The sequence below is a fragment of the Phenylobacterium sp. LH3H17 genome, from assembly GCF_024298925.1.
In the GTDB taxonomy this organism is placed as follows: domain Bacteria; phylum Pseudomonadota; class Alphaproteobacteria; order Caulobacterales; family Caulobacteraceae; genus Phenylobacterium.
The window spans coordinates 118,918-141,192 of the sequence record NZ_CP101283.1 but is presented as its reverse complement, the minus strand read 5'-3'; the positions used below and the strand labels follow the sequence as shown (position 1 = coordinate 141,192).

Sequence of the window (22,275 nt, the reverse complement as noted above, 5' to 3'; positions counted from 1 at the left end):
CGCGTCATGGTCGGACGTTGGGCGCAGAGGTTCGCGACCGCGATCGAACATCCGGCGGCGGCCTATGCCGCGGCCCTCGCCGCAGTGGCGCTCGCCGCCGGCCTCCGCTACGCCGCCGGTTTCGTCCTCCCCGATCCGCCCAACTTCATGGCCTACTATCCAGCGGTGCTGTTCGCGACCCTGGTGGCGGGCCTGCGCGGGGGCTTGATCGCCACCTTGGCCAGCGCGGGCGCGGTGGCGCTGTGGACGGACGCCCCCAACCAATCGCAGCTCATCTTCTTCATGGTCACGGCGCTCGCCACCGTGCTCATCGCCAGGGCGCTGCGCCGGGCCATCATCCGCGGGGTCGCCGCCGAGGAGCGGTTCCGCATCTTCCAGGAACACGGGCTGGACGCCTTCGTCATCCTCGAAGCGGTCATCGAGAATGGGGCTGTAGTCGACTTCGCCTGGGTCTACGCCAATCCCGCCGCCGAAGAGATGGCCCCCGACGGTATCGACGGCCTGGTCGGCCGCCGGGTCGGCGAGGCCTTTCCCGGCGAAATAGGGGCCGGGACCATCGCCCGCTTCGCCGCGGTGATGGCCTCCGGCGGCCCGGACGATATCGAGGTCCGCCGCGTCATCGATGGTCAGGAACGTGTACTGCGCTCCAGCGCCGTGCGGCTCGAAAATGGGGTGGCCGTCTCGTTCCGCGACGTCACCGCCCAGCGTGAGGCCGAGGCCGCCGCCGTTCGTGGCCGCGACCAGTTCCGCAACATCGCCAACGCCGCTCCCGTGCTGATCTGGACGAGCGGGGTCGACCAGCGCGCCAGCTGGTTCAATGACACGTGGCTCGCCTTCACCGGCCGCACCCTGGAGCAGGAACGGGGTCGCGGCTGGCTGGAGAACGTCCATCCCGACGACCGTGAACCCCTGCTGGCAGCCTATGCGGAGCATGCGGTCCACCGAGGAACGGCCCGTCTGGAGTACCGGATCCGCCGCCACGACGGCCGCTATCGCTGGCTGGAGGAAACCGCCGCGCCGGCCTTCGATAACGAGGGCGCCTTCATGGGTTATGTGGGCTCGTGCGTCGATGTCACCGATCGCCGGGTCGCCGAAACCGCCCTTCGCGAAGGCGAGGCCCGGGTCCGCGCCCTGGTCGACAGCCTGCCGCAACTCATCTGGTCGACGCGGGCCGACGGATATTGCGACTATCTGAGCCCGCAGTGGACCGCTTACACCGGAAAACCCGCCGCCGAACAGTTCGGCGAGGGATGGCTTGGGTTGGTGCACCCCGAGGACCGTGACGGGGTCCAGCAGGCCTGGTCCCAGGCCACACGCGGGGGCCTGCCTTACGACATCGAGTACCGCCTCCGCCGGCATGACGGGGTGTATCGCTGGGTCAACGGCCGCGCCTCGGCTGTCCGCGATCCGGCCGGAGCGATCCACCGCTGGTTCGGAACCTCCACCGACATCACCGAGATCGTCGAGGCCCGGACCGAACTGGAGGTCCGCGTCGCCGAGCGCACCCGTGAATTGCAGGAGAGCCTGGAGGAACAGGCCCGCGCGGAGGCCGCCCTGGCCCAGGCCCAGCGCCTGGAAACCGTCGGCCGGCTGACCGGCGGGGTCGCGCACGACTTCAACAACCTTTTGACCGTGGTGATCGGCGGCCTGGACATGATCCTGCGCCATCCCGAAGACACCGCCCGCGTGCGCCGCCTGGGCGAGGCGGCCCTGGCGGCGGGCCGTCGCGGCGAGCGCCTGACCCGCCAGCTTCTGGTCTTCGCCCGCCGTCAGGAGCTGAAGCTGGAGGTGGTGGACGTCCACGGCCTGGTCGAGCAGGTCGAGCCTCTGGCCCGCCGCGCCGGCGACGAGGGGGTTCCCCTGGTCCTGCGCGGCGATCCGGCGGTCGGCATGAGCCGTCTGGATCCAGCCCAGTTCGAGGCCGCCCTACTGAACCTGGTGGTCAACGCCGTGGACGCCACCGCCGGTCGGCCCGGTGCGAGCATCGAGATCACCACCGCCCGCCGCACGCTGGCGGAGGGCGAGGTCGCCGGCGCCCCGGCCGGCGACCACATCGTGGTCAGCGTCACCGACACCGGCGCGGGCATGGCGCCCGAGACCCTGGAACGGGCCTTCGAGCCGTTCTTCACCACCAAGGAGGTCGGCAAGGGCACCGGCCTCGGCCTGGCCCAGGTCTATGGTTTCATCAAGCAGGTCGGCGGCGCGGTGGCCATCGAGTCCGAACTGGGGCGCGGGACCACCGTGGCCCTCTACCTGCCCGCCGCCGAACCCGAGGCGCGGGTCGAGCCGCCCAACGACCACGTCGCCGTCGACGACGGTCGGGCGCGGGGCGCGCGGATCCTGCTGGTGGAGGACGACAGCGCCGTGCGGGCGGTCACCGAGGGCCTGCTGGACGATCTCGGCTGCCGGGTGACCAGCGAGGCCGACGGGCCCTCGGCCCTGCTGCGGCTCGCTGGGCCTGAGCGCTTCGACCTGCTGATCTCCGACATCGTGATGCCGGGCGGCATGAACGGCGCCGAGCTCGCCCGCGCCGCGCGGGCGCGCCATCCCGACCTGCCGATCATCCTCACCACCGGCTATGCCGGCGATCGCCTGGACCAGGCCCCGGACGCGTCGGCCTGGCCCGTCCTGCGCAAGCCTTTCCGCGCGGAGCAGCTCGCCGCCGCCGTCCGCGACGCCCTGGGCGATGCGCGGGTGAGCGTCTAGGACGCGATTGATCGGCTTCGCCGACAGCTCCCCCAAAGAGGGGGAGCATCTGGAGCCCCCTACCGCCGCTTCTTCAGGCTGCCTAGAACGCCGCGCATCAGTTCGCGGGCGATGGTGCTGCCGGCCTGGCGCAGCAGGGACTTGGCGAAGGCCTCGCCCATGCCCTGGCGGTTGGAGGCGCGGGCGCGGGGCTCGGCCCGGCGCGCCGGTTCGTCGTCCGGCTCGGCGGCCCGGCGGACGGGCGGGGCTTCCACGATCTCGGCCGCCGCGACGGCGCGGGCCTTGAGGGTCTCGAAGGCGCTCTCCCGATCCTTGGCGACATCATACAGCCCGCGTACCGGGCTCTGGGCCATGACCGCGGCGCGCTCGGCGGGCGTGATCGGACCCAGGCGCGAGACCGGGGGCCGGACCAGGGTCTTCTGCACCACGGTCGGCGCGCCGCGCTCGTCCAACACCGAGACCAGGGCCTCGCCGACACCCAGGCCCTGGATCGCCTCGGCGGTGTCGAAGGTCGGGTTCTCCCGGAAGCTCTGGGCGGCGGCGCGCAGGCCTTTCTGCTCCGCCGGTGTGTAGGCCCGAAGCGCATGCTGGATGCGGTTGCCCAGTTGGCCCAGCACCGTTTCGGGGATGTCGGCCGGGTTCTGGGTGACGAAATAGACCCCCACCCCCTTGGAGCGGATCAGGCGGACCACCTGCTCGACCTTTTCCAGCAGCGGCTTGGGGGCGTCGCGGAACAGCAGGTGCGCCTCGTCCAAGAAGAAGGCCAGGCGCGGCTTCTCGGGATCGCCCACCTCGGGCAGCTCCTCGAACAGCTCGCTCATCAGCCACAGCAGGAAGGTGGCGTAGAGCCGCGGGCTGGCGATCAGCCGGTTCGCCGCCAGGATGTTCACGTAGCCGCGCCCGGAGCCGTCGGTGCGCATCAGGTCGGAGAGCTGCAGGGCCGGCTCGCCGAACAGGCCCGCCCCGCCCTGGTCCTCCAGCATCAGCAGCTTCCGCTGGATGGTCGCCACCGTGGTGGGCGAGACGTTGCCGTACTTGGCGCCGAGCGCCGAGGCGTTTTCGGAGGCGAAGGTGAGCGCCGCCTGCAGGTCCTTCAGGTCCAGCAGCAGCAGGCCCTCGTCGTCGGCGGCGCGGAACACCACCGTCAGCACGCCCTCCTGGACGTCGTTCAGCTCCAGCATTCGCGAGATCAGCAGCGGGCCCATCTCCGAGACCGTGGCGCGGATCGGATGGCCCTGCTCGCCGAACAGGTCCCAGAACACCACCGGGGCGGCGGCCGGATTCAGGGTCAGGTTCATCTTCGCAGCGCGCGCCTGCATCTTCTCGTTGGGCGCGCCCACCGCGGCGATCCCGCAGAGATCGCCCTTCACGTCGGCGGCGAACACCGGCACCCCGGCGTCCGACAACCCTTGCGCCAGGATCTGCAGGGTGACGGTCTTGCCCGTCCCCGTGGCGCCGGCCACCAGGCCATGACGGTTGGCGCGGTCCAGCCGAAGCATTTCCGGATGGTCGGAAAAGCCGATCATGACGCCGTCGGACATCGTTTGCTCCCAAACACTTCGTACCGTTGGCCAAGCTATCCGCGCCGTGCGACGCCGACCACCGGCAAACCGGAAATCGGAAGGTGATTGCCGTTAATCTGTGGAATCTGAGCAGGTTGGACCGAAACTTAACGATCTGACGGCAAAACACCTCCAGTGCCCGCCCGAACCAGGGTAGGGATCGCCAAAATTGACGCGGACCTCCCCGACGCGGACAGTCGCGGTCGAACAGGGAGCTCCGCGAGAGACCGATGCCCGAAACCGCCTCCCAACCAACCGTCACCCGTACCGCCACGGTAATCCTGGCGGTGATCGCCTGCGGGGCGACGCTCTATTGGCTGCGGAGCATCCTCACGCCCCTGGCGCTGGCCGTCTTCCTGGCGGTGATGATCGATGGGTTCGCCCGGGTGATCCGCTCGCGCCTGCCCTGGGTGAGCGAACGGACGGCCCTGCCGGCGGCCATCGTGCTCTCGGTGCTGCTGTTCGGCGGCTCGACCTTCGTCATCGCCGAGAACGCCACGAGCTTCGTAGGACAGTTGGTGGCCTACACGCCGCGGCTCAACGGACTGATCGCCCAGGTGGCCGGCCTGCTGGGCATCGACGTGCCGCCGACCGTCAGCGAGCTGTTCGTGCGGCTGAACCCCAGCGCCTACCTGGCCGATGTCGCCAAGGGACTGCAGGGCTTCGCCTCCGACGCCTTCTTCATCCTGATCTATCTGGGCTTCATCATCGCTTCGCGGCGCGGTTTCCAGCGCAAGGTGGTGGGCCTGTTCCCGCACCATGCCGAGCGCACGGAAGCCATGGCGGCCTTCCGCCGCATCCGCGACGGGGTGGAGCGCTATCTGTGGGTCCAGACGGTCACCGGCCTGATCATCGCCGTCGCCTCCTGGATCGCCATGGCGGTGATGGGCCTGGACAACGCAATCTTCTGGGCCTTCCTGATCTTCATCGCCTCCTACATCCCGGTGATCGGCGGGGCGGTCGGCATCCTGGCGCCGCCGATCTTCGCGCTCATCCAGTTCCCCACCTTCTGGCCGGCGGTGATCCTGCTGGGGGTGCTGCAGGCCATCCAGTTCGTGGTCGGCAACATCATCCTGCCGCGCATGCAGGGCGACAGCCTCAACATGGACCCGGTGGTGGTCCTGCTCAGCCTGGCCTTCTGGGGCGCGCTGTGGGGCATGGCGGGCATGTTCCTGTCCACGCCGCTCACCGTCATGGCCATGGTGATCCTGGCCCAGTTCCGCGGCACCCGCTGGCTGGCCGTGTTGCTGTCGGCGGACGGCGAGCCGGAGAAACTGCGCGACCACCGGTCGTCCGGCGCGCCGGACAAGAAACCCGCGCTCGAAAAGCGCACTTCCGCGTCACGCAAGCGTGAACCCATATCCTGAAAACCAGGGTCTTCAACTTGGCTTTTTCCTTCCTATCTCAGTCTCGTTCGGGAAGCCCCCGATCTCTTGGCGACGCCGGCCTTAGCCCCAGCCGCCGCGAGCCCCGAGCGTTCCGCCTCGCCCCCCAGGGCGGAACAACGCGCCGCCGGACTCTCTCCTCCGGCGGCGTTCTCGTGTCCGCCCCCTCCCTCCTCGTGACCGGAGGCCGGATATGAGCAAGGCCCCTCGCAAGAGTTCCGCCCAGCGCGCCCTGATCGCCGCCTTCGGCAAGCTGGTCGGCGAAGAGAGCGACGCGGCGCGCGACTTCATCGCCCAGGCGGCGGAGGACGCGGCCCCCGACGAACTGCCCGAGATCCCCACCGCGGCGCTGGCCGCCCTGCTGGCCGACTTCTGGGCCTTCGCCGCCGTCCGCAAGGGTTCGGGCCCGGTGATCCGGCTCGCCCCCGTAGACGGCGTCCCCGAGCTGGAACGGCTGGAGATCCTGCAGAACGACGCGCCCTTCCTGGTCGATAGCGTGATGGGCGAGATCTCCGATCAGGGACTGTCGGTGCGGGCCATGTTCCACCCGATCGTCGCCGTCGGTCGCGACCGCAAGGGCGCACGGACGGCCGACGGCGCGCCCCGGCGCGAGTCGATGATCCAGGTGATCCTGGAGAAGGTGGGCGCGGACCGCGAGGCCGCCCTGGTCGCCGGGCTGAAGGCGGCGCTGGACGATGTGCGCGCCGCCGTCGACGACTTCCCGTCCATGCTGGCCCTCATGTCGCGCACCATCGACGAGCTGAAGGCCTCCCCGGCCAGCGCCGCCCGCGATGAGGACGTCGCTTTCCTGGAGTGGCTGCACGACGAGCATTTCGTCTATCTGGGCGCGCGAATCTATGAGTATCCGCGCCTGAAGAACGGCGACTACGCCCCGGAAGAGCCCCTCTTCCTGCCCGAGGACGGCCTGGGCGTGCTGCGCGATCCGACCCGCACGGTCCTGCGCCGCACCTCCGAGCCGGCCCTCCTGACCGCCCAGTTACAGGCCAGCCTGGGGGCCGATCCGGTGACCGTGGCCAAGTCCAATGTCCGCTCGCGCGTCCATCGCCGCGGGTACATGGACTATGTGGGGGTCAAGCGTTACGGCGCCGACGGCAAGCCCTCGGGAGAGATCCGGTTCGTCGGGCTGTTCACCGCCGAGGCCTATGACGAGCCGGCCCACAGCGTGCCGCTGATCCGCGCCAAGGTCGCCCACCTCCTGGCCCGCGCCGGCAAGGTCCCGGGCAGCCACAATGAAAAGCGCCTGCGCAACGTCCTGGAGAGCTATCCCCGCGACGAGCTGTTCCAGGCCGGCGAGGACGACCTGCTGGCCACGTCGCTCGCCATACTCCACCTCTACGACCGGCCGCGCGTGCGGCTGTTCGAACGGCGCGACCCCTTCGACCGCTTCGCCTCGGTGCTGCTCTACGTGCCGCGCGAACGCTATGATTCCGGCCTGCGCGAGCGGGCCGGCGACATGCTGGCCGAAGCCTATGGCGGCCGTGTCTCGGCCTATTATCCGACCTTCTCGGACTCCCCGCTCGCCCGGGTGCATTTCATCATCGGCTTCCAGCCGGGCGCCCATGACCAGCCCAACCTGAAGGCCGTCGAGGGCCAGATCGCCGCGGCCTCCCGCACCTGGTCCGACCGCTTCGCCGCGGCCGTGCGCGGCTCGGGACGCGACACCCCGCAGGTGGCCCAGGTCGTCGGCCGCTACGCCGAGGCCTTCTCGGCCGGCTACCGCGAGCGCTACGACGTCCAGGAGGCCCTGGCCGACATCGATGTCATCGAGAACCTGGCCCCCGGCGAGCCGGTGCGGGTGCGCGCCTTCCGCCGGGCCGCCGATTCGAAGACCCAGTTCCGGTTCAAGCTCTACCGCCCGGGTTCCCCCGCGCCGCTCGCCGACGTCCTGCCGATCCTGGAGAACATGGGCCTCAAGGCCATGGTCGAGAACGGCTTCCCGGTGACCCCGGCGGGCGCCCGGCGGGTCTATGTCCACGAGTTCGAGATCGACGACGCCCACGGCGAACACCTGGTGTTCGACGAGTTGCGCGCGGCCTTCGAGGACGCCTTCGTGGCCATCTGGATGGGCGCCACCGAGAACGACGGCTTCAACCGCCTGGTGCTGGAGCTCTCCATCTCCTGGCGCGAGGCCGCCCTGATCCGCGCCCTGGCGCGCCACCGCCAGCAGTCGGGGCTCGACCCCAGCCAAAGGGTCACCGAGACGGCGCTCTCCAACCATCCGGGCGTGGCGCGGCTGATCCTCGACCTGTTCCGCACCAAGTTCGACCCGGCGATCACCGCCGACCTGGGCGCGCGCTCGGCGCAGGCCGTGAAGGTGATGGACGAGATCACCTCGGCCCTGCAACTGGTCGACAGCCTGGACGACGACCGGGTCCTGCGCCGCCTGGCCCTGCTGGTCGCCGCCACCGTGCGGACCAACTACTACCAGCTCGACGCCGAGGGTCGGGTGAAGCCCTATATCAGTTTCAAGGTCGCCTCCCCGCAGGTGGCCGACCTGCCCCTGCCCAAGCCCTATCGCGAGATCTTCGTCTGGGCCACGCACGTCGAGGGCGTCCATCTGCGCTTCGGCCCCGTGGCCCGCGGCGGCCTGCGCTGGTCCGACCGCCGCGACGACTTCCGCACGGAGGTCCTGGGCCTGGTGAAGGCCCAGCAGACCAAGAACGCCGTCATCGTGCCGGTGGGCTCCAAGGGCGGCTTCTATCCCAAGCAGTTGCCCAAGGGGGGGACCCCGGACGCGATCAGGGCCGAGGCCATCCGCGCCTATAAGACCTTCCTCTGCGGCCTGCTCGACCTCACCGACAACCTCGACGCCGAGGGCAGGGTGATCCATCCCCAGGGCGTCGTGGTCCATGACGGCGACGATCCCTATCTGGTGGTCGCCGCCGACAAGGGCACGGCCACCTTCTCAGACATCGCCAACGGCGTGGCCGAGTCCTACGGCTTCTGGCTCGGCGACGCCTTCGCCTCGGGGGGCTCGGCGGGCTACGACCACAAGGTCATGGGCATCACCGCCCGCGGCGCCTGGGAAGCGGTCAAGCGCCACTTCCGCGAACTGGGCAAGGACATCCAGAGCCAGCCCTTCACCGTGGTCGGCGTGGGCGACATGTCCGGCGACGTGTTCGGCAACGGCATGCTGCTCTCGACCCAGATCCGCCTGCAGGCGGCCTTCGACCACCGCCACATCTTCGTCGACCCGGATCCCGACGTCGCCGCCTCCTACAAGGAGCGCGAGCGGATGTTCGCCCTCCCGCGCTCGGCCTGGGACGACTACGACCGCAAGAAGATCTCCAAGGGCGGCGGCGTATTTCCGCGAAGCCTGAAGTCGATCCCACTCAGCCGGGAGATCAAGGCCCTGCTGGGGGTCGAGGCCGACAGCCTGACCCCGGCCGAGTTGATGAACGCCATCCTCAAGGCGCCGGCCGAGATGCTCTATGTCGGCGGCATAGGCACCTATGTGAAGGCCCGTGGCGAGACCCACATCGAGGTCGGCGACAAGGCCAATGACGCCATCCGCGTCAACGCCGACGAGCTCAAGGTTCAGGTGATCGGCGAGGGCGCCAATCTCGGCCTCACCCAGGCCGGACGCATCGCGTTCGCCATGAAGGGCGGACGGATCAACACCGACGCCATCGACAACTCCGCCGGGGTCGATTCCTCCGACCACGAGGTCAACATCAAGATCCTCACCGGCATGCTGGAGCGCAACGGGGTCTTCAACCGGCCCAAGCGCGACAAGCTGCTGAAATCGATGACCGACGATGTCGGCCGCCACGTGCTGACCCACAACTACGACCAGACCCTGGCGCTCTCGCTGATGGACCTGGACGCGCCGGGCGAGCTGGAGCCGCACGCCCGGTTCATGAGCCTGCTGGAATCCCGCGGCCAGCTCGACCGCGCGGTGGAGGGTCTGCCCGACAACAATGCGATCGCCGAGCGCCGCCTGGCCGGCAAGGGCCTGACCCGGCCGGAAGAGGCCATCCTGCTGGCCTATGGCAAGCTGGAGCTCAAGCGCCACATGATCGAGAGCGAGGTCCCCGACGACCCGTTCTTCGAGGACGTCCTGGAAGGCTACTTCCCCAAGGGGGTACGCAAGTTCGACGAGGCGCTGCGTCGCCATCGCCTGCGCCGCGAGATCATCACCACCGTCACGGCCAACGACGTCATCAACCGCTGCGGACCGTCCTTCCCGGAACGGCTGATGGCGGCGGCCTCGTGCGACGTGACCGCCTTCATCACCGCCTATGAGGCGGCCAAGGCGGTGCTGGGCCTTCCGGCCCTGTGGAACCAGGTCTCGGCGCTGGACGGCCGGATCCCGGCGGCCGGCCAGATGGCCGTCTACCGGCGCCTGGCCTACACCCTGCGCGGCGAGACGTTCTGGCTGGCCCGCCGCGCGGCCCGCTCCGGCGGCGGGGTCGAGTCCCTGGTCCGGCGCTACGGCCCCGGTGCGGCGATGCTTAAGAAGCTGATCCCGGAGATCCTCTCCGCCGTGGAGCGCGAGCGTCTGGAAACCCAGGTTGTCCGCATGACCGAGGCCGGGGCGCCCGAGGACCTGGCCCGCCAGGTCGCCAACCTGCAGCCCCTGACCACCGCCGTCGACCTTGTCGACCTGGCCGACGCCTCGAGCTGGGCCCTGCCCAACGTCGCGCGGCTCTACCACCAGGTCGGCCGCACCTTCGCCTTCGACCGGCTGCGCGCCGCGGCCGGCGGCTTCACGGCCGGCGACAACTTCGAACGCACCGCCGTGCGGCGCCTGGTGGAGGACCTGCTGGCCGAACAGGCCGCCGTGACCCGCGCGATCATGACCTTCGCCGGGAACGCTCAGGCGGGCGAGACGGCGGAGACCGCCCAGGCCGCCATCGGCTCCTGGGCCGCGCTGCGCCGCGACCTGGCCGAGGCCGCCCGCAAGTCGGTGGAGGAGATCGAGGCCGCAGGCGGCGGCTGGAGCTTCGCCAAGCTGACCATCGCAAACGCCGCCCTGCGCGAGCTGGCGACGGCGAGCCCGGGGAAGAAGCGGTAAGACCCCAACGCTCGTCATCCTCCGGTCAGCCGAAGGCAGATCCGGGGGATGACGAGCGTTTGGAGGCTAGTGCCGGAACACCCGCACGCCCGTGAAGGCCATGGCCAGGCCGGCGGCGTCGGCGGCGTCGATCACCTCCTGGTCGCGGATCGATCCGCCCGGCTGGATCACCGCGGTCGCCCCGGCTTCGGCCGCCTGCAGCAGACCATCGGCGAAGGGGAAGAAGGCGTCCGAGGCGCAGGCCGAGCCCTTGGCCAGGGACGCCGGCAGGCCGGCGGCCTCGGCGGCTTCGCCCGCCCGCAGCGCCGCGATCCGGGCCGAGTCCTTACGGTTCATCTGGCCGGCCCCGATGCCCGCCGTCTGGCCGTCCTTGGCGTAGACGATGGCGTTGGACTTCACATGCTTGGCCACCGTGAAGGCGAACAGCATGTCGCGCACCTCGGCGTCCGTCGGCTGGCGCTTGGTGACGATCTTCAGGTCGCCGGCGGTGATGTGGGCGGTGTCGCGACTCTGCACCAGGAAACCCCCGGCCACCTGCTTGTAGGCGTCGCCCGCCGCACGCGGATCGGGCAGGCCTCCGGTCAGCAGCAGGCGCAGGTCCTTCTTCTTGGCGAACAGGGCGATGGCGTCCTCGTCGGCCTCCGGGGCGACCACGACCTCGGTGAAGATCTTGATGATCTCGCGGGCCGCGGCGGCGTCCAGCCGGCGGTTCACCGCCACGATGCCGCCGAAGGCCGAGACCGGATCGCACTGCAGGGCGCGCTCATAGGCGCTCTTCAGGTCCGCCCCCAGGGCCACGCCGCAGGGATTGGCGTGCTTGATGATCGCCACGGCGGCGCTGGCGGACGGATCGAACTCGGCGACCAGCTCGATGGCCGCGTCGGTGTCGGCGATGTTGTTGTAGCTGAGCGCCTTGCCCTGCATCTGGCGGGCGGTGGCGACGCCGATGCGCGGGCTTTCCTCGGCGTAGAAGGCCGCGGCCTGATGCGGATTCTCGCCATATCGCATGGTCTGAACCAGCTTGCCGGCGAAGGCGCGGCGGGCGGGAGCGGTTTCGCCCAGCGACTTGGCGAACCATGTGGAGATGGCCGCGTCATAGGCCGCCGTGCGGGCATAGGCGCGGGCCGCCAGTTTCTTCCGGAGGTCCAGGCTGGTGGCGCCGTCGGCCTTCAGTTCGGCCAGCACCTCTTCCAGGTCGGCGATCTCGGTGCAGATGGCCACATAGCCGTGGTTCTTGGCGGCCGAGCGCACCATGGCCGGTCCGCCGATGTCGATATTCTCGACGCAGTCCTCGAAGCTCCCGCCCTTCGCCACCGTGGCCTCGAAGGGGTAGAGGTTCACATAGACGATATCGATGCCGCCGATGCCGTGGTCGGCCATAGCCTTGGCGTGGTCGGGCGCGTCGCGCACCCCCAGCAGCCCGCCATGGACGATCGGATGCAGGGTCTTCACCCGCCCGTCCATCATCTCGGGAAAGCCGGTCAGGTCGGAGACGTCCTTCACCGCCAGGCCGGCGGCGGCGATGGCCGCCCGCGTGCCGCCGGTGGAGACCAGCTCCACGCCCAGTTCGGCCAGGACCTTCGCGGCCTCGACCAGGCCGGTCTTGTCGGAGACCGAGATCAGGGCGCGCTTGGGAGCGACACGGTCGGGGGCGGGCGGGAAATTCGGTGCGGCGGGCATGGCAGTCTCCTGATGCGTTTCAAGGAAATTGCCCAGGCGAGCGGCATATGAGATTCCGCGCTCCCCGGTGGTCGCCCACCTTCATTCGCCAGTCACACGGAATGGGCGGGGGCATAGGCCCGGAGCGGCCTCAGGTCAATGCGGCTGCGGATTGACAGCGCATTGTCACTGCGGCGGCGGCCACATGTCGGCGGCGGCGAGTTTCCAGCGGATGCGAGCGCCGGTGTCGACCCGGGCCTGGCCGCGCAGGACGATCTGCCGGGCCCGCCTGGGCTGTCCGTCCTGGAAGAAGACCGAAGGCTCCACCGAGGCGTCGGTGGCGTCGTTGCGCAGCCACCATCCGTGCTCCTGGTCGCCCGCCTGCAGAAGGACGCTCTTGCCGTCGCGGGCCAGGCTGGCCTTGACGTCGGGGTGCAGGTGGAAGCGCACCGTGAACGGGACGAAGCGACGCCCCGCCTCGCCCAGGTCGACGCCGGGACGGGCGGTGACGAAGCGGTCCTCGCCCCGAAGTTCGTCGGCGGCGAGGTCGAGATAGAGCCGCCGCTCATGGCGCAGGCCGAAACGCTTGGCCCAGCCGTCATGGGCCAGCTCCAGCCAGACCGCGCCGTCGGCCTCCTGCCGCCGGGCGTCCACTGCGTCGTAGCCGCCCACCAGACGCGGCCCCAGCACACCGGCCCGGAACCCGCCCAGGGGCTCGCCGCAGGGCGCGTCGCCCAGGGTCGCGGTCGATCCGGCGTCGGCCACCCGCAAGGCCTGGGGCCCCACGGCGTCGGGCGACCAGGCGCTTGCCACGATCACCCGCCGCGCGCCGATCAGCAGCTCCATGGCCAGGGGCTGGGCGCAGGCGGTGACGCTCCACGGGCCCCGGGCCGGCGGGGCGGCGTCGGCGATCACCTGCAGGCTACGACCCTCCAGCCGCTGGTAGCCGTTCCGCGCGGTGGGCAGCTTGGTCGAGGCGCCCTCGCTGGCCCGCGCGGCGGCCACATAGGCGGCGGCGCCGCCCTCGCCGCCCTGCAGGTCGGGCAGGCCGCCGTCGGCCAGGGTGAAGAATCGCACCGCCCCCGCCAGCCGATCGATGGCCCGCAGCATCTCGTCGGGCGGGGCGATCCCCCGATGCACAAGGGCCTCATCCAAGGCCTGCAGGTCGAACAGCAGCTCCAGGGCCGCCCGGGGGCAGCGCGAGGCGTGCCCGCCGTCCGGCTGCACCGTCACCGGCAGGACGCGCTGCAGCCGCGACAATCCCTTGGCGATCAGGTCCTCCCCAGCGTCACCCGCCAGCGCGGCGCCGGCCAGGGCCGCGGCGCAGGCGCGCTCGGCGGCCCGGACCGGTCCGTCGATCAGGGTAACCAGGTGCCGCGCCTGGCGCGCCAGGTCCTGGGCGATCAGGGCCGCCTCCGCGTCCGAGGCCTTGGCGCTGATGGCCTTCGCCGCGCAGGCCAGGCGGAACACCCGGCGCTCCAGCACCTCGGGCGACCAGGCGAAGCCGTTCCAGCGACCGAATAGCCGCCGCCAGTCCAGGGTCAGCCGCAGGGCCTCGGCCGCGCCGTCGTCCCCCAGGGCGATCAGGTCGGGGCTCCAGTCGAACCGGTGCAGGGCCGCGGCGAAGCGGCGCGAGGGACTGGGCCGGTCCCAGGGATCGCCGCCGACCCCAGCCTCGAGGCTGGCGCCGCCGAACTCGAAACGCCCGGCCAGGATGCGGCGTCCAGCGGCCAGGTCGGTCGGGCGCGGGTCCTTGGGTTCTCCGGCCAGGCCCTGGGCCTTCGGGCGCGAAAGCAGCCAGCGGTGCAGGCCGGTCCCGGCCCATTCGCGGCGAAGCGCGCGGCGGCCGCCTTCCGCCAGGGCCAGGGCCCAGGCGCCGCCGGGAGTGTCGAAAATCGCCGGAGGGCCGCCGGCCAAGACCCTAGCCGCCCTTCAACGCGCGGATGTTGCCGGCATAGGCGTCGGGGCCGCCCTTGAACACGGCCGTGCCGGCCACCAGCGCCGTGGCGCCGGCGGCGACGCAGAGAGGGGCGGTCTCAACGGTCACCCCGCCGTCGACCTCCAGCTCGATCGGCCGGCCGGTCTCGTCGATCATCTTGCGCAGGCGCTCGATCTTCCTGAGCTGCGAATGCATGAACTTCTGGCCGCCGAAGCCCGGATTGATCGACATGACCAGGATCAGGTCGATCTCGTCCATCATCCACTGGATGACGCTGGGATCGGTGGAGGGGTTGAACACCACCCCCGCCTTGGCCCCGAGCTCGCGGATGCGCTTGAGCGTGCGGTTGAGGTGCGGCCCGCTCTCGGGATGGACACTGATGATGTCGGCGCCGGCCTGGGCGAAGGCCTCCAGATACGGATCGACCGGGGCGATCATCAGGTGAACGTCGAAGGGGATCTTGGCGTGCGGCCGCAGGGCTTTGACGATGTCGGGGCCGAGGGTGATGTTCGGCACGAAGTGACCGTCCATGACGTCCACATGCACCCAGTCGGCGCCGGCCGCCTCGATGGCGGCGACCTCCTGGCCCAGCTTGGCGAAGTCCGAGGCCAGGATGGACGGGGCGATGATCGGAGCGCGGGTCATGATCCTCGACTTAGCCAAGCCCGGCCGTCGCGCCAACCGTCATTTCTCGCGGCGGAAGACTAGGGGTCGTCAGGCGCCGCGCGTGAAGCGGGCCACGTAGAAGCCGTCCTGTCCGCCCGGCCGCTGGTGGGGGAGCAGCCGCAGGGTCCCGTCGGCCAGCCGGCTGGCCTCGGGCGCGCCGCCCTCGCCGGGCGCGACGGGCGACAGCGAGAAGCCCGGGTGGCGCGCCAGGAAGCCCGCGACCTGGGCCTCGCCCTCCTCGGGCTCCAGCGAACAGACACAATAGACCAGCCGCCCGCGGACCTTGGTGCGCCGCGCCGCGGAGTCCAGCAGGCGTGACTGCACCCCCGCCAGGGCGGCGACGTCGCCGGGGCGTGCGGCCCACAGCACGTCGGGATGGCGACGATAGGTGCCGGTGGCGCTGCAGGGTGCGTCCAGCAGGACGGCGTCGAATTCGCGCGTATCGGCCCAGTCGCCGGCCTCGGCCGCCGCGATCTCGGCGCTGAGCCCCATGCGCTGCAGGTTCTCCCTCACCCGCTCCAGGCGCGCGGCGGAACGGTCGATGGCGGTGACCTGCGCTCCCGCGGCGGCCAGCTGCAGGGTCTTGCCGCCAGGGGCGGCGCACATGTCGAGCGCGGTCTCGCCCGCCTTGACGTCCAGCAGGCGTGCGGGGATGGCGGCGCTGGCGTCCTGCACCCACCAGGACCCGGCCCCGTAGGCGGGCCAGGCGGCCACGTCGCCCTTGCGCGCGGTGCGCAGGGTTCCGCCCGGCAGGATCTCCGCCTCAAGCTCGGCGGCCAGGGCCTCGAGACCCTCGGGCGACTTGGCCGACAGGTCGGTGGCCGGCTCATCGGCGATCAGGGCGGCCATGTCGTGGGCCGCCTGGGGCCCGTACGCCGCGCTCCAGCGGGCGTAGAGCCAGCCGGGGGCGAGGGTCTCGGGCTCGTCCAGGTTCGGAGGGTCGCGCAGCAGGCCGCGCAGCACGGCGTTGACCAGGCCCTTGAAGGCCCGGGTCGAGGAATGGCTGGCCGCCAGGTCGACGCTGGTGGTGACCGCGGCGAAGGCCGGGGTGTCCAGCACGAAGGCCTGGATCACCCCGATCCGCAGGATATTGCGCACCGCGTCCGGCGGGGCCTTTGCGAGCCTGGCGTCCAGGGCCCGGTCGACGGCGCCCAACCGGCGCAGGGTCGCCATGGCCAGCGCCATGGCGAAGCCCCGGTCGCGGGGCGGCAAGGCGCTGAAGGCAGGTCGGTTCAAGGCCTCGTCCAGGCCGGCGCGGCGCGCCAGGCTGGCCGAAAGGATGTCGAGGGCCGCGCGGCGGGCGGGCAGGCCGAGGTCTGTATCTGTCGTCACTGGCGGGGCGTGCCCTCAAAGGCGTCCCGACGCAAGCCCGCCAATGCTGGCGAATGGATCGCGAAAGGCCTAAATTCACCCCATGACCGATCAGATCCCGCCCAACGCGGCGCCGGACAAGCCCCTCACCCCCGCCGCCCGACGGGCGCTGGAAGAGGCCGCGGCGCGCCATGCCGCGGCGGCGGAGGCCGCCGAACGCGCCGCCGAGCTGGGCGGCCCAAAGGGTCTGGAGCCCACGCGCTTCGGCGACTGGGAGCGCAAGGGCATAGCGGTTGATTTTTAACCCTAACGCTCCCGCCTGAGGGGCAAGCGGTCGCGAGGCGGCCGCCCCACGCCTAGGCTCGCCCTGCAGTAGTGTGTGCGGAGGCGGTCATGCGTCGGATTCTAAGCGCGGTTGTCGGTCTGACCCTGGTGAGCGGCGCGAGCGCCGCCCTCGCCCAGGACCGTTATCCCGAGCTGATGGGCGGGCCCGACCAGGGACCCTACAGCCGCTACGACGAGCGCTACGAGCAGGGCGGCTACGCCGACGATCGGCGCATGGCCTATGCCGAGCGCAGCATCCAGGACCAGGAATACGACAGCGGCTGGCGCGGACGCTATGTGGACCCGGATCGCTACGGCCCGTCCGATCATGAGCGCCGGCATGCCGAGGCGCCGCGCTACGACCATCATCGCGAGCAGGCCCGGGGCTACGGCTACCAGATCCCGACCTATGGCTACGCTTCGCAGAACTACGGCTGGCCCGGCGCGGCCTGCCGCTCGACCTGCGGCGGCCGTGTGGTAGGCGAGATCGGCGTCCACCCCAGCCTCTTCTACGATTACGGCGGCGTCGGCGGCTACATGGACGGCGGCGGCTATGGCGGCGGGGGCGGGTACGCCGTCGCCGGCGCAGGCGCCTTCGCCGGCGCTTCGTCGCGGGCCTCGGCTTCGGCCTACTCGTCCTCGCGCGTCAATGTCCGCATCGGCGGCCGGGGCGGCTGCAAGGGCGGCTGCGGCGGCGGCAAGCGCTAGGGCGCTCTTAGATCCTCCCCTTTTGGGGGAGGTGGCGCGTCGCCCTCTTCGGCGACGTGACGGAGGGGGCTACAGCCCACAGGCAAGGGTCAAAGTCCCCCTCGGTCGGCTTCGCCGACAGCTCCCCCCAATGGGGGAGCATCTTGAGACCTCGCCCGTCAGACCCCGAACATCTCCGCGGCGATCCGCAGGGCCGCCTCGCGCGGGTCATTGGCGGCGCTGATCGGGCGGCCGCAGACGATGTGGCTGGCCCCGGCCTTTAGCGCCTCGGCCGGCGTTGCGGCGCGGGCCTGGTCGTTCTTGGCCGACCAGTCGGGCCGGACGCCCGGCGTCACCACCAGGAAGTCCTTGCCGCCGATGGAGCGCGCCAGGGCCGCCTCGTGCGGGCTGGCGATCACCCCGTCACAGCCGGCCTTCACCGCGTGGTGGATGCGCCGCTCGACCAGTTGCCGGGCGGTCTCCTGGAAACCCATCTCGATCAGGTCAGGGTCGGCCAGGCTGGTCAGGACGGTGACGCCCAGGATCTTCAGCGACGACCGGCCCTTGCCGCGCACCGCGGCCTCCATGACCTGCGGCTCGGCATGGACGGTTAGGAAGTCGCAGCCGGTGTCGGCCAGCACGCTGGCGGCCCGCTGCACCGTGGTGCCGATGTCGTGCAGTTTCCAGTCCAGGAACACCTGCTTGCCTTGGCCTTTCAGCTCGCGGGCCAGGCCCATCCCGCCGCCGGTGGCGAACAGCTCCAGGCCCACCTTGTAGAAGCTCACCGCGTCGCCCAGCGCCACGGTAAGGGCGCGGGCCTCCTCCACCGTGGGCAGGTCCAGCGGCACGATCAGGCGGGGATCGCAGCGGACGGCGGCGGCGGCGAGGCTCATGGCGGGCTCCATGCAGGGGCGCGCGACCTCCTAAGCGGAGTTCGGCGCGGCGTCGAATTGGGCTAAGACCCAGGGATGAGCCAGTGGGACTTCGCGGTCAACTTCTTCGTCGCCCTTTTCGCGTTGATCGACCCGATCGGGAACGTCCCGCTGTTCGCCGCGGCGACCAATGGGGTCAAGGGCCGCGAGAGCCGGCTGATCGCGGTCTACCTGTCGCTGTTCGTCCTGGTCTTCCTGACCTTCTTCTACTTCTCGGGCCTGGCCCTGCTGGAATTCTTCGGCATTTCGTTGGCGGCCTTCCGCATCGCCGGCGGGGTGATCCTGTTTCTGCTGGGCCTCGACATGGTGCGCAACGACTTCACCGCCAGCCTGACCCTCGAGGGCGACGACGGCGCCACGGCGGGCGGCAAGGCTCAGGCTCGCGCGCGGTTCGAGCGCATGATCGTCCCCTTCGCCATGCCGCTGCTGATCGGGCCCGGCGCCATCTCGACGGTGGTGATCTACGCCAGCGAGGCCAAGCGGTTCGGCCTGGCCGGGGCGGCCGTGGGGGTGGCGGTGATCGCCGCCCTGGCGCTGGCCACCATGCTCAGCTTCTGGGCGACCCCGGTGATCACCCGGCTGCTGGGCCGTATCGGCCTGACCATCGTGGTGCGGGTGCTGGGCCTGATCCTCTGCGCGCTCGCGGTGCAGTTCATCCTGGCGGGCGTCGCGGAGTCCACGGCCGGCGTCATCCTGCGCGAAGCCGCCGCGCCCTACGCGAAGTAGCTAGACCTTCCCACGGAACCGCGGCCCCTGGCTGGCCATGAGCGCCAGGGCCCAGTCGTCGGGGACCAGCTTGGCGACGGCGGCGATGGCCTTGTTCGGCGCGCCGGGGACGCAGATGGGGCGGTTGGCCTCCACAGCCTCGTAGCCGGCGGCGGCCACCTCGTCGGCGCCCAGCCACATCCATGCTGGCGCCCCGCGGCTGATCTGGTCGCGGGTGTGGTTGACGTCGTGGAATTCCGAATAGGTGAAGCCCGGACAGAGCGCGCTGACGTGCACGCCGGTGGCCTGGTTCTCCAGGTGCAGGCTTTGGGAGGCCTTCACCAGATAGCTCTTGGTGGCCGCATAGAGCGTCGCCCCCGCCGACCCGGGGATCAGCCCGGCCAGGGAAGCCACATTGACGATCCGCCCGAAGCGGCGCTCGACCATGCCCGGCAGCACCCTGTGGGCCAGTTCGGTGGGCGCCGTCAGCATCACCTGCAGGAAGGCCGCATGGGCCTCCCACGGGGTCTCCAGGAAGCCCCCGGGGATGCCGTAGCCGGCATTGTTGATCAGGGCGTCCACCACGCGGCCGTGGGCGGTCAGGCGCTCCAGGATCGCCGTCGGCGCGCCGGGCTCGGCCAGGTCGGCGGTGGCGGTCAGGGTCTCCACGCCGTAGCGCAGGCGGATTTCCTCGGCCAGTTTGTCAAGCCGGTCGGTGCGCCGGGCGGTGAGCGCCACGTCGTAACCATGACTGGCGAAGATCCGCGCGAAAGCCGCGCCGATGCCGGCCGAAGCCCCCGTCACCAGCGCCAGTCTGCGATCCATGTCGGCCCTCGAACCTCTCGAAGCGGTCAGGTCCCGAAGGTGGCCAAAGCGCCCGGAAGGTCAAGCCGCGCGCGCTCCGATGCCGTGAGCGTCAGCGTGACGCGGCCACGCCGACATTGTATGGCGGTCCAATCGGGTGTATCGCGCCCGCCGCGACGGCATCGGGCCGCCCAAGGGAACCTCCTCGTCGTTCCCGGAGACTTTGGATGGCTGATCCGGCCGACGCCCCTCGGGGTGCTGGAGAAGAGTCGCACTCCGCTCACAAGAAGGAAGGCTTCTGGGCGCTCGCCCTCGGCTCCGTGGGCGTGGTGTTCGGCGACATCGGGACCAGCCCGCTCTACGCCATGCGCGAGGCGCTCGCCCATTCGCGCGGCGGCGGAACCGACGAACTCGCCGTGCTCGGCGTGGTGTCGCTGGTCACCTGGGCGCTGATCCTCATCGTCACGATCAAATACGTCGTCTTCCTGATGCGCGCCGACAACAAGGGCGAAGGCGGTACGCTGGCCCTCATGGCCCTGGCCCAGCGTTCGCTTGGCCGGCGGTCCCGGGCGGTGTTCATCCTGGGCGTGGTCGGCGCGTCTCTGTTCTACGCCGACGGCGTGATCACCCCCGCCGTTTCGGTCCTCGGCTCCATCGAGGGCCTCAAGGAAGTCCCCGGCATGGGCGACAGGCTTGCGCCCCTGGTGCTTCCGCTGTCGGCGGCCATCCTCATCGCCCTCTTCATGGTGCAGTCGCGCGGCACGGCCAGCGTGGCGCGGCTGTTCGGACCGATCACGGCCATATGGTTCGTCACCCTTGGGGCGCTGGGGCTGCTGCATATCGGCGACGATCCGTCGATCATCCGGGGTCTGCTGCCGCACTACGGCGTGATGTTCCTGTTCTCCAACGGCCTGCTCGGTTTCGTCATCCTGGGTAGCGTCTTCCTGGCGGTCACCGGGGCCGAGGCGCTCTATGCGGACATGGGGCACTTCGGCAAGAAGCCGATCCGCACGGCCTGGGTGCTGCTGGTGCTGCCCGCCCTGGTCCTGAACTATCTCGGCCAAGGCGCCCTGGTGCTCGACAACCCGCTGGCCCGCGAGAACCCCTTCTTCCAGATGATCCCGGAGGCGATCTATTGGCCGGTGTGGCTGCTCTCGGTCGCCGCGACGGTGATCGCCAGCCAGGCCGTCATCACCGGCGCCTTCTCCATGACCCAGCAGGCGGTCCAGCTCGGCCTCCTGCCGCGGATCGACATCCGTCGGACCAGCGAGACCCAAGCGGGTCAGATCTTCGTGCCGCAGGTGAACACCTATCTGCTGATCGGCGTGCTGGTCCTGCTGGTGATGTTCCAGACCTCGTCGGGCCTGGCGGCGGCCTACGGCATCGCCGTCACCGGCGCGATGTTCGTCGACACCCTGCTGTTCTTCGTCATCATCCGCTACATGTGGAAGCGTCCGCTGTGGCAGGCCCTGGCGGCGGTGATCGGCTTCGGCGCCATCGACGTGGTCTTCCTCGGGTCGAACCTTCTGAAGATCCCCCAGGGCGCCTGGTTGCCGCTCGTGATGGGCGGCGCCCTGGTCGTGATCATGTGGACCTGGAACCGCGGCGCCGAGATCCTCAGCGAGAAGACCCGGCGCGACTCCGTGCCGCTGATCGAGCTGTCGGAAATCCTCAGGGCCCGGGCCCCGCACCGGGCGCCTGGGACGGCGATCTTCCTGACCTCGGACCCGGACATGGCGCCCGTCGCCCTGATGCATAACCTCAAGCACAACAAGGTGCTGCACGAGAAGAACATCGTGCTCACCGTGCTCACCGCCGAGACCCCGCGGGTGAAGGACGACGACCGCATCCGCATCGAGCCGGTCAATGACGACTTCAAGCGGGTGTTCATCACCTACGGCTTCATGGAGAGTCCGAACCTGCCCAAGGCGCTGGGCCTGTGCCGCAAACTCGGCCTGAAGTTCGACATCATGGCCACCAGCTTCTTCCTCGGCCGCCGCTCCATCGTGCCCTCGGCCCAGTCGGGCATGCCGCTCTGGCAGGACAAGGTCTTCATCTTCCTGATGAAGAACGCGGCCAATCCCACCGACTTCTACAAGATCCCGCCCGGACGGGTGGTCGAGCTCGGAACCCAGGTGACCGTCTAGATGACGCTGCTCTCCATCGCCGCCGACATCCTCTGGATCGTCGCCCTCTCGATCATGGCCTCGGCCAGCCTGACGGCCTGGCGGCGCATGGACCCGGACACCCGCGTGCCCATGCAGGGCGATCCCCGAAAGGCCCTTCGCCTGAAGCGCGATGTCGCGCTCGGCCTGCCGATCGGGCTGACCTTCCTGTTCGGCGCGGTGCTGCTCTGGGGCCATCGCAGCGTCACCGAGATCACCTACGACGTGATCTTCTTCGGCCTGCGGGCGACCTTGGCGGCGGTGATCGCCATCATGCATCTGCAATGGCTGCGCGGCGCCTTGAACGCGCTGGAGGCCGAGGGCGTGCTCAAGCCCTAGCTTCTGGCCTTGAAACCGTCGCCCCGGCGCCCTTAAAGGCGCTCGCCTGCTTC

Annotated in this window: 15 protein-coding genes and 1 riboswitch; of the genes, 8 read left to right on the top strand and 7 right to left on the bottom strand. The window is 70.4% G+C overall.

All coding sequences use genetic code 11. The features are described 5' to 3' along the window. The first annotated feature begins 6 nt into the window (after positions 1-6). A complete protein-coding gene (locus M9M90_RS00710; protein ID WP_254835253.1) occupies positions 7-2,706 on the top strand; it encodes a PAS domain-containing protein in 2,700 nt (899 codons plus the stop codon). A 59-nt stretch (positions 2,707-2,765) separates the two neighbouring features. Here M9M90_RS00710 and M9M90_RS00705 read toward each other — a convergent pair whose 3' ends face one another. Then, complete coding sequence (locus M9M90_RS00705; RefSeq protein ID WP_254835252.1) at positions 2,766-4,247, bottom strand: helicase HerA-like domain-containing protein; 1,482 nt, start codon at positions 4,245-4,247, stop codon at positions 2,766-2,768. A gap of 251 nt (positions 4,248-4,498) precedes the next feature. Between M9M90_RS00705 and M9M90_RS00700 the strand changes: the two genes are divergently transcribed. Next, positions 4,499-5,635: an AI-2E family transporter gene (locus M9M90_RS00700; protein ID WP_254835251.1), complete on the top strand. Its 1,137-nt coding sequence runs from the start codon at positions 4,499-4,501 to the stop codon at positions 5,633-5,635. A 211-nt stretch (positions 5,636-5,846) separates the two neighbouring features. Further along, positions 5,847-10,691, top strand: a complete 4,845-nt coding sequence (locus M9M90_RS00695; RefSeq protein ID WP_254835250.1) for an NAD-glutamate dehydrogenase — start codon at positions 5,847-5,849, stop codon at positions 10,689-10,691. Between the two features lie 66 nt (positions 10,692-10,757). Here M9M90_RS00695 and purH read toward each other — a convergent pair whose 3' ends face one another. From purH to M9M90_RS00675, 4 genes are all read right to left on the bottom strand, one after another. Next, complete coding sequence (gene purH, locus M9M90_RS00690; RefSeq protein WP_254835249.1) at positions 10,758-12,371, bottom strand: bifunctional phosphoribosylaminoimidazolecarboxamide formyltransferase/IMP cyclohydrolase; 1,614 nt, start codon at positions 12,369-12,371, stop codon at positions 10,758-10,760. Between the two features lie 23 nt (positions 12,372-12,394). Continuing rightward, positions 12,395-12,477: riboswitch (ZMP/ZTP riboswitch) on the bottom strand. Between the two features lie 59 nt (positions 12,478-12,536). After that, positions 12,537-14,267, bottom strand: coding sequence for a heparinase II/III family protein (locus M9M90_RS00685; protein WP_254835248.1), 1,731 nt, complete (start codon positions 14,265-14,267; stop codon positions 12,537-12,539). Between the two features lie 4 nt (positions 14,268-14,271). After that, positions 14,272-14,934, bottom strand: a complete 663-nt coding sequence (rpe, locus tag M9M90_RS00680) for a ribulose-phosphate 3-epimerase (protein ID WP_254835247.1) — start codon at positions 14,932-14,934, stop codon at positions 14,272-14,274. A gap of 69 nt (positions 14,935-15,003) precedes the next feature. Then, entirely contained in the window at positions 15,004-16,287 is a 1,284-nt protein-coding gene (locus tag M9M90_RS00675; RefSeq protein WP_254835246.1) for an RsmB/NOP family class I SAM-dependent RNA methyltransferase, read from the bottom strand. A gap of 82 nt (positions 16,288-16,369) precedes the next feature. Between M9M90_RS00675 and M9M90_RS00670 the strand changes: the two genes are divergently transcribed. Then, complete coding sequence (locus M9M90_RS00670; RefSeq protein WP_254835245.1) at positions 16,370-16,570, top strand: DUF1674 domain-containing protein; 201 nt, start codon at positions 16,370-16,372, stop codon at positions 16,568-16,570. An 89-nt stretch (positions 16,571-16,659) separates the two neighbouring features. Beyond that, positions 16,660-17,298 carry a hypothetical protein gene (locus M9M90_RS00665; protein WP_254835244.1) on the top strand — a complete coding sequence of 213 codons (639 nt, stop codon included), beginning with the start codon at positions 16,660-16,662 and terminating at the stop codon, positions 17,296-17,298. A 158-nt stretch (positions 17,299-17,456) separates the two neighbouring features. On the opposite strand, the gene pyrF is transcribed toward M9M90_RS00665, so the two are convergent. Continuing rightward, positions 17,457-18,170, bottom strand: a complete 714-nt coding sequence (gene pyrF, locus M9M90_RS00660; protein WP_254835243.1) for an orotidine-5'-phosphate decarboxylase — start codon at positions 18,168-18,170, stop codon at positions 17,457-17,459. A gap of 75 nt (positions 18,171-18,245) precedes the next feature. Between pyrF and M9M90_RS00655 the strand changes: the two genes are divergently transcribed. Next, on the top strand, positions 18,246-18,935 hold the full coding sequence (locus M9M90_RS00655) for a MarC family protein (RefSeq protein ID WP_254835242.1): 690 nt from the start codon (positions 18,246-18,248) through the stop codon (positions 18,933-18,935). Here the strand turns inward: M9M90_RS00655 and M9M90_RS00650 are convergent, their stop codons facing one another. After that, positions 18,936-19,739 (bottom strand): SDR family oxidoreductase, encoded by an 804-nt coding sequence (locus M9M90_RS00650; protein WP_254835241.1) that lies wholly within the window; start codon positions 19,737-19,739, stop codon positions 18,936-18,938. A gap of 206 nt (positions 19,740-19,945) precedes the next feature. On the opposite strand from M9M90_RS00650, the gene M9M90_RS00645 reads away from it, so the two are divergent. Then, positions 19,946-21,865 (top strand): potassium transporter Kup, encoded by a 1,920-nt coding sequence (locus M9M90_RS00645; RefSeq protein ID WP_254835240.1) that lies wholly within the window; start codon positions 19,946-19,948, stop codon positions 21,863-21,865. Beyond that, positions 21,866-22,222, top strand: coding sequence for a hypothetical protein (locus M9M90_RS00640; protein WP_254835239.1), 357 nt, complete (start codon positions 21,866-21,868; stop codon positions 22,220-22,222). Positions 22,223-22,275: the final 53 nt, after the last annotated feature.

Bases quoted from the DNA above. Each gene is read 5' to 3' on its own strand.
- M9M90_RS00710 (WP_254835253.1), top strand. From the start codon at position 7: ATGGTCGGACGTTGGGCGCAGAGGTTCGCGACCGCGATCGAACATCCG.
- M9M90_RS00705 (WP_254835252.1), bottom strand. From the start codon at position 4,247: ATGTCCGACGGCGTCATGATCGGCTTTTCCGACCATCCGGAAATGCTT.
- M9M90_RS00700 (WP_254835251.1), top strand. From the start codon at position 4,499: ATGCCCGAAACCGCCTCCCAACCAACCGTCACCCGTACCGCCACGGTA.
- M9M90_RS00695 (WP_254835250.1), top strand. From the start codon at position 5,847: ATGAGCAAGGCCCCTCGCAAGAGTTCCGCCCAGCGCGCCCTGATCGCC.
- purH (WP_254835249.1), bottom strand. From the start codon at position 12,371: ATGCCCGCCGCACCGAATTTCCCGCCCGCCCCCGACCGTGTCGCTCCC.
- rpe (WP_254835247.1), bottom strand. From the start codon at position 14,934: ATGACCCGCGCTCCGATCATCGCCCCGTCCATCCTGGCCTCGGACTTC.
- M9M90_RS00670 (WP_254835245.1), top strand. From the start codon at position 16,370: ATGACCGATCAGATCCCGCCCAACGCGGCGCCGGACAAGCCCCTCACC.
- M9M90_RS00665 (WP_254835244.1), top strand. From the start codon at position 16,660: ATGCGTCGGATTCTAAGCGCGGTTGTCGGTCTGACCCTGGTGAGCGGC.
- pyrF (WP_254835243.1), bottom strand. From the start codon at position 18,170: ATGAGCCTCGCCGCCGCCGCCGTCCGCTGCGATCCCCGCCTGATCGTG.
- M9M90_RS00655 (WP_254835242.1), top strand. From the start codon at position 18,246: ATGAGCCAGTGGGACTTCGCGGTCAACTTCTTCGTCGCCCTTTTCGCG.
- M9M90_RS00650 (WP_254835241.1), bottom strand. From the start codon at position 19,739: ATGGATCGCAGACTGGCGCTGGTGACGGGGGCTTCGGCCGGCATCGGC.
- M9M90_RS00645 (WP_254835240.1), top strand. From the start codon at position 19,946: ATGGCTGATCCGGCCGACGCCCCTCGGGGTGCTGGAGAAGAGTCGCAC.
- M9M90_RS00640 (WP_254835239.1), top strand. From the start codon at position 21,866: ATGACGCTGCTCTCCATCGCCGCCGACATCCTCTGGATCGTCGCCCTC.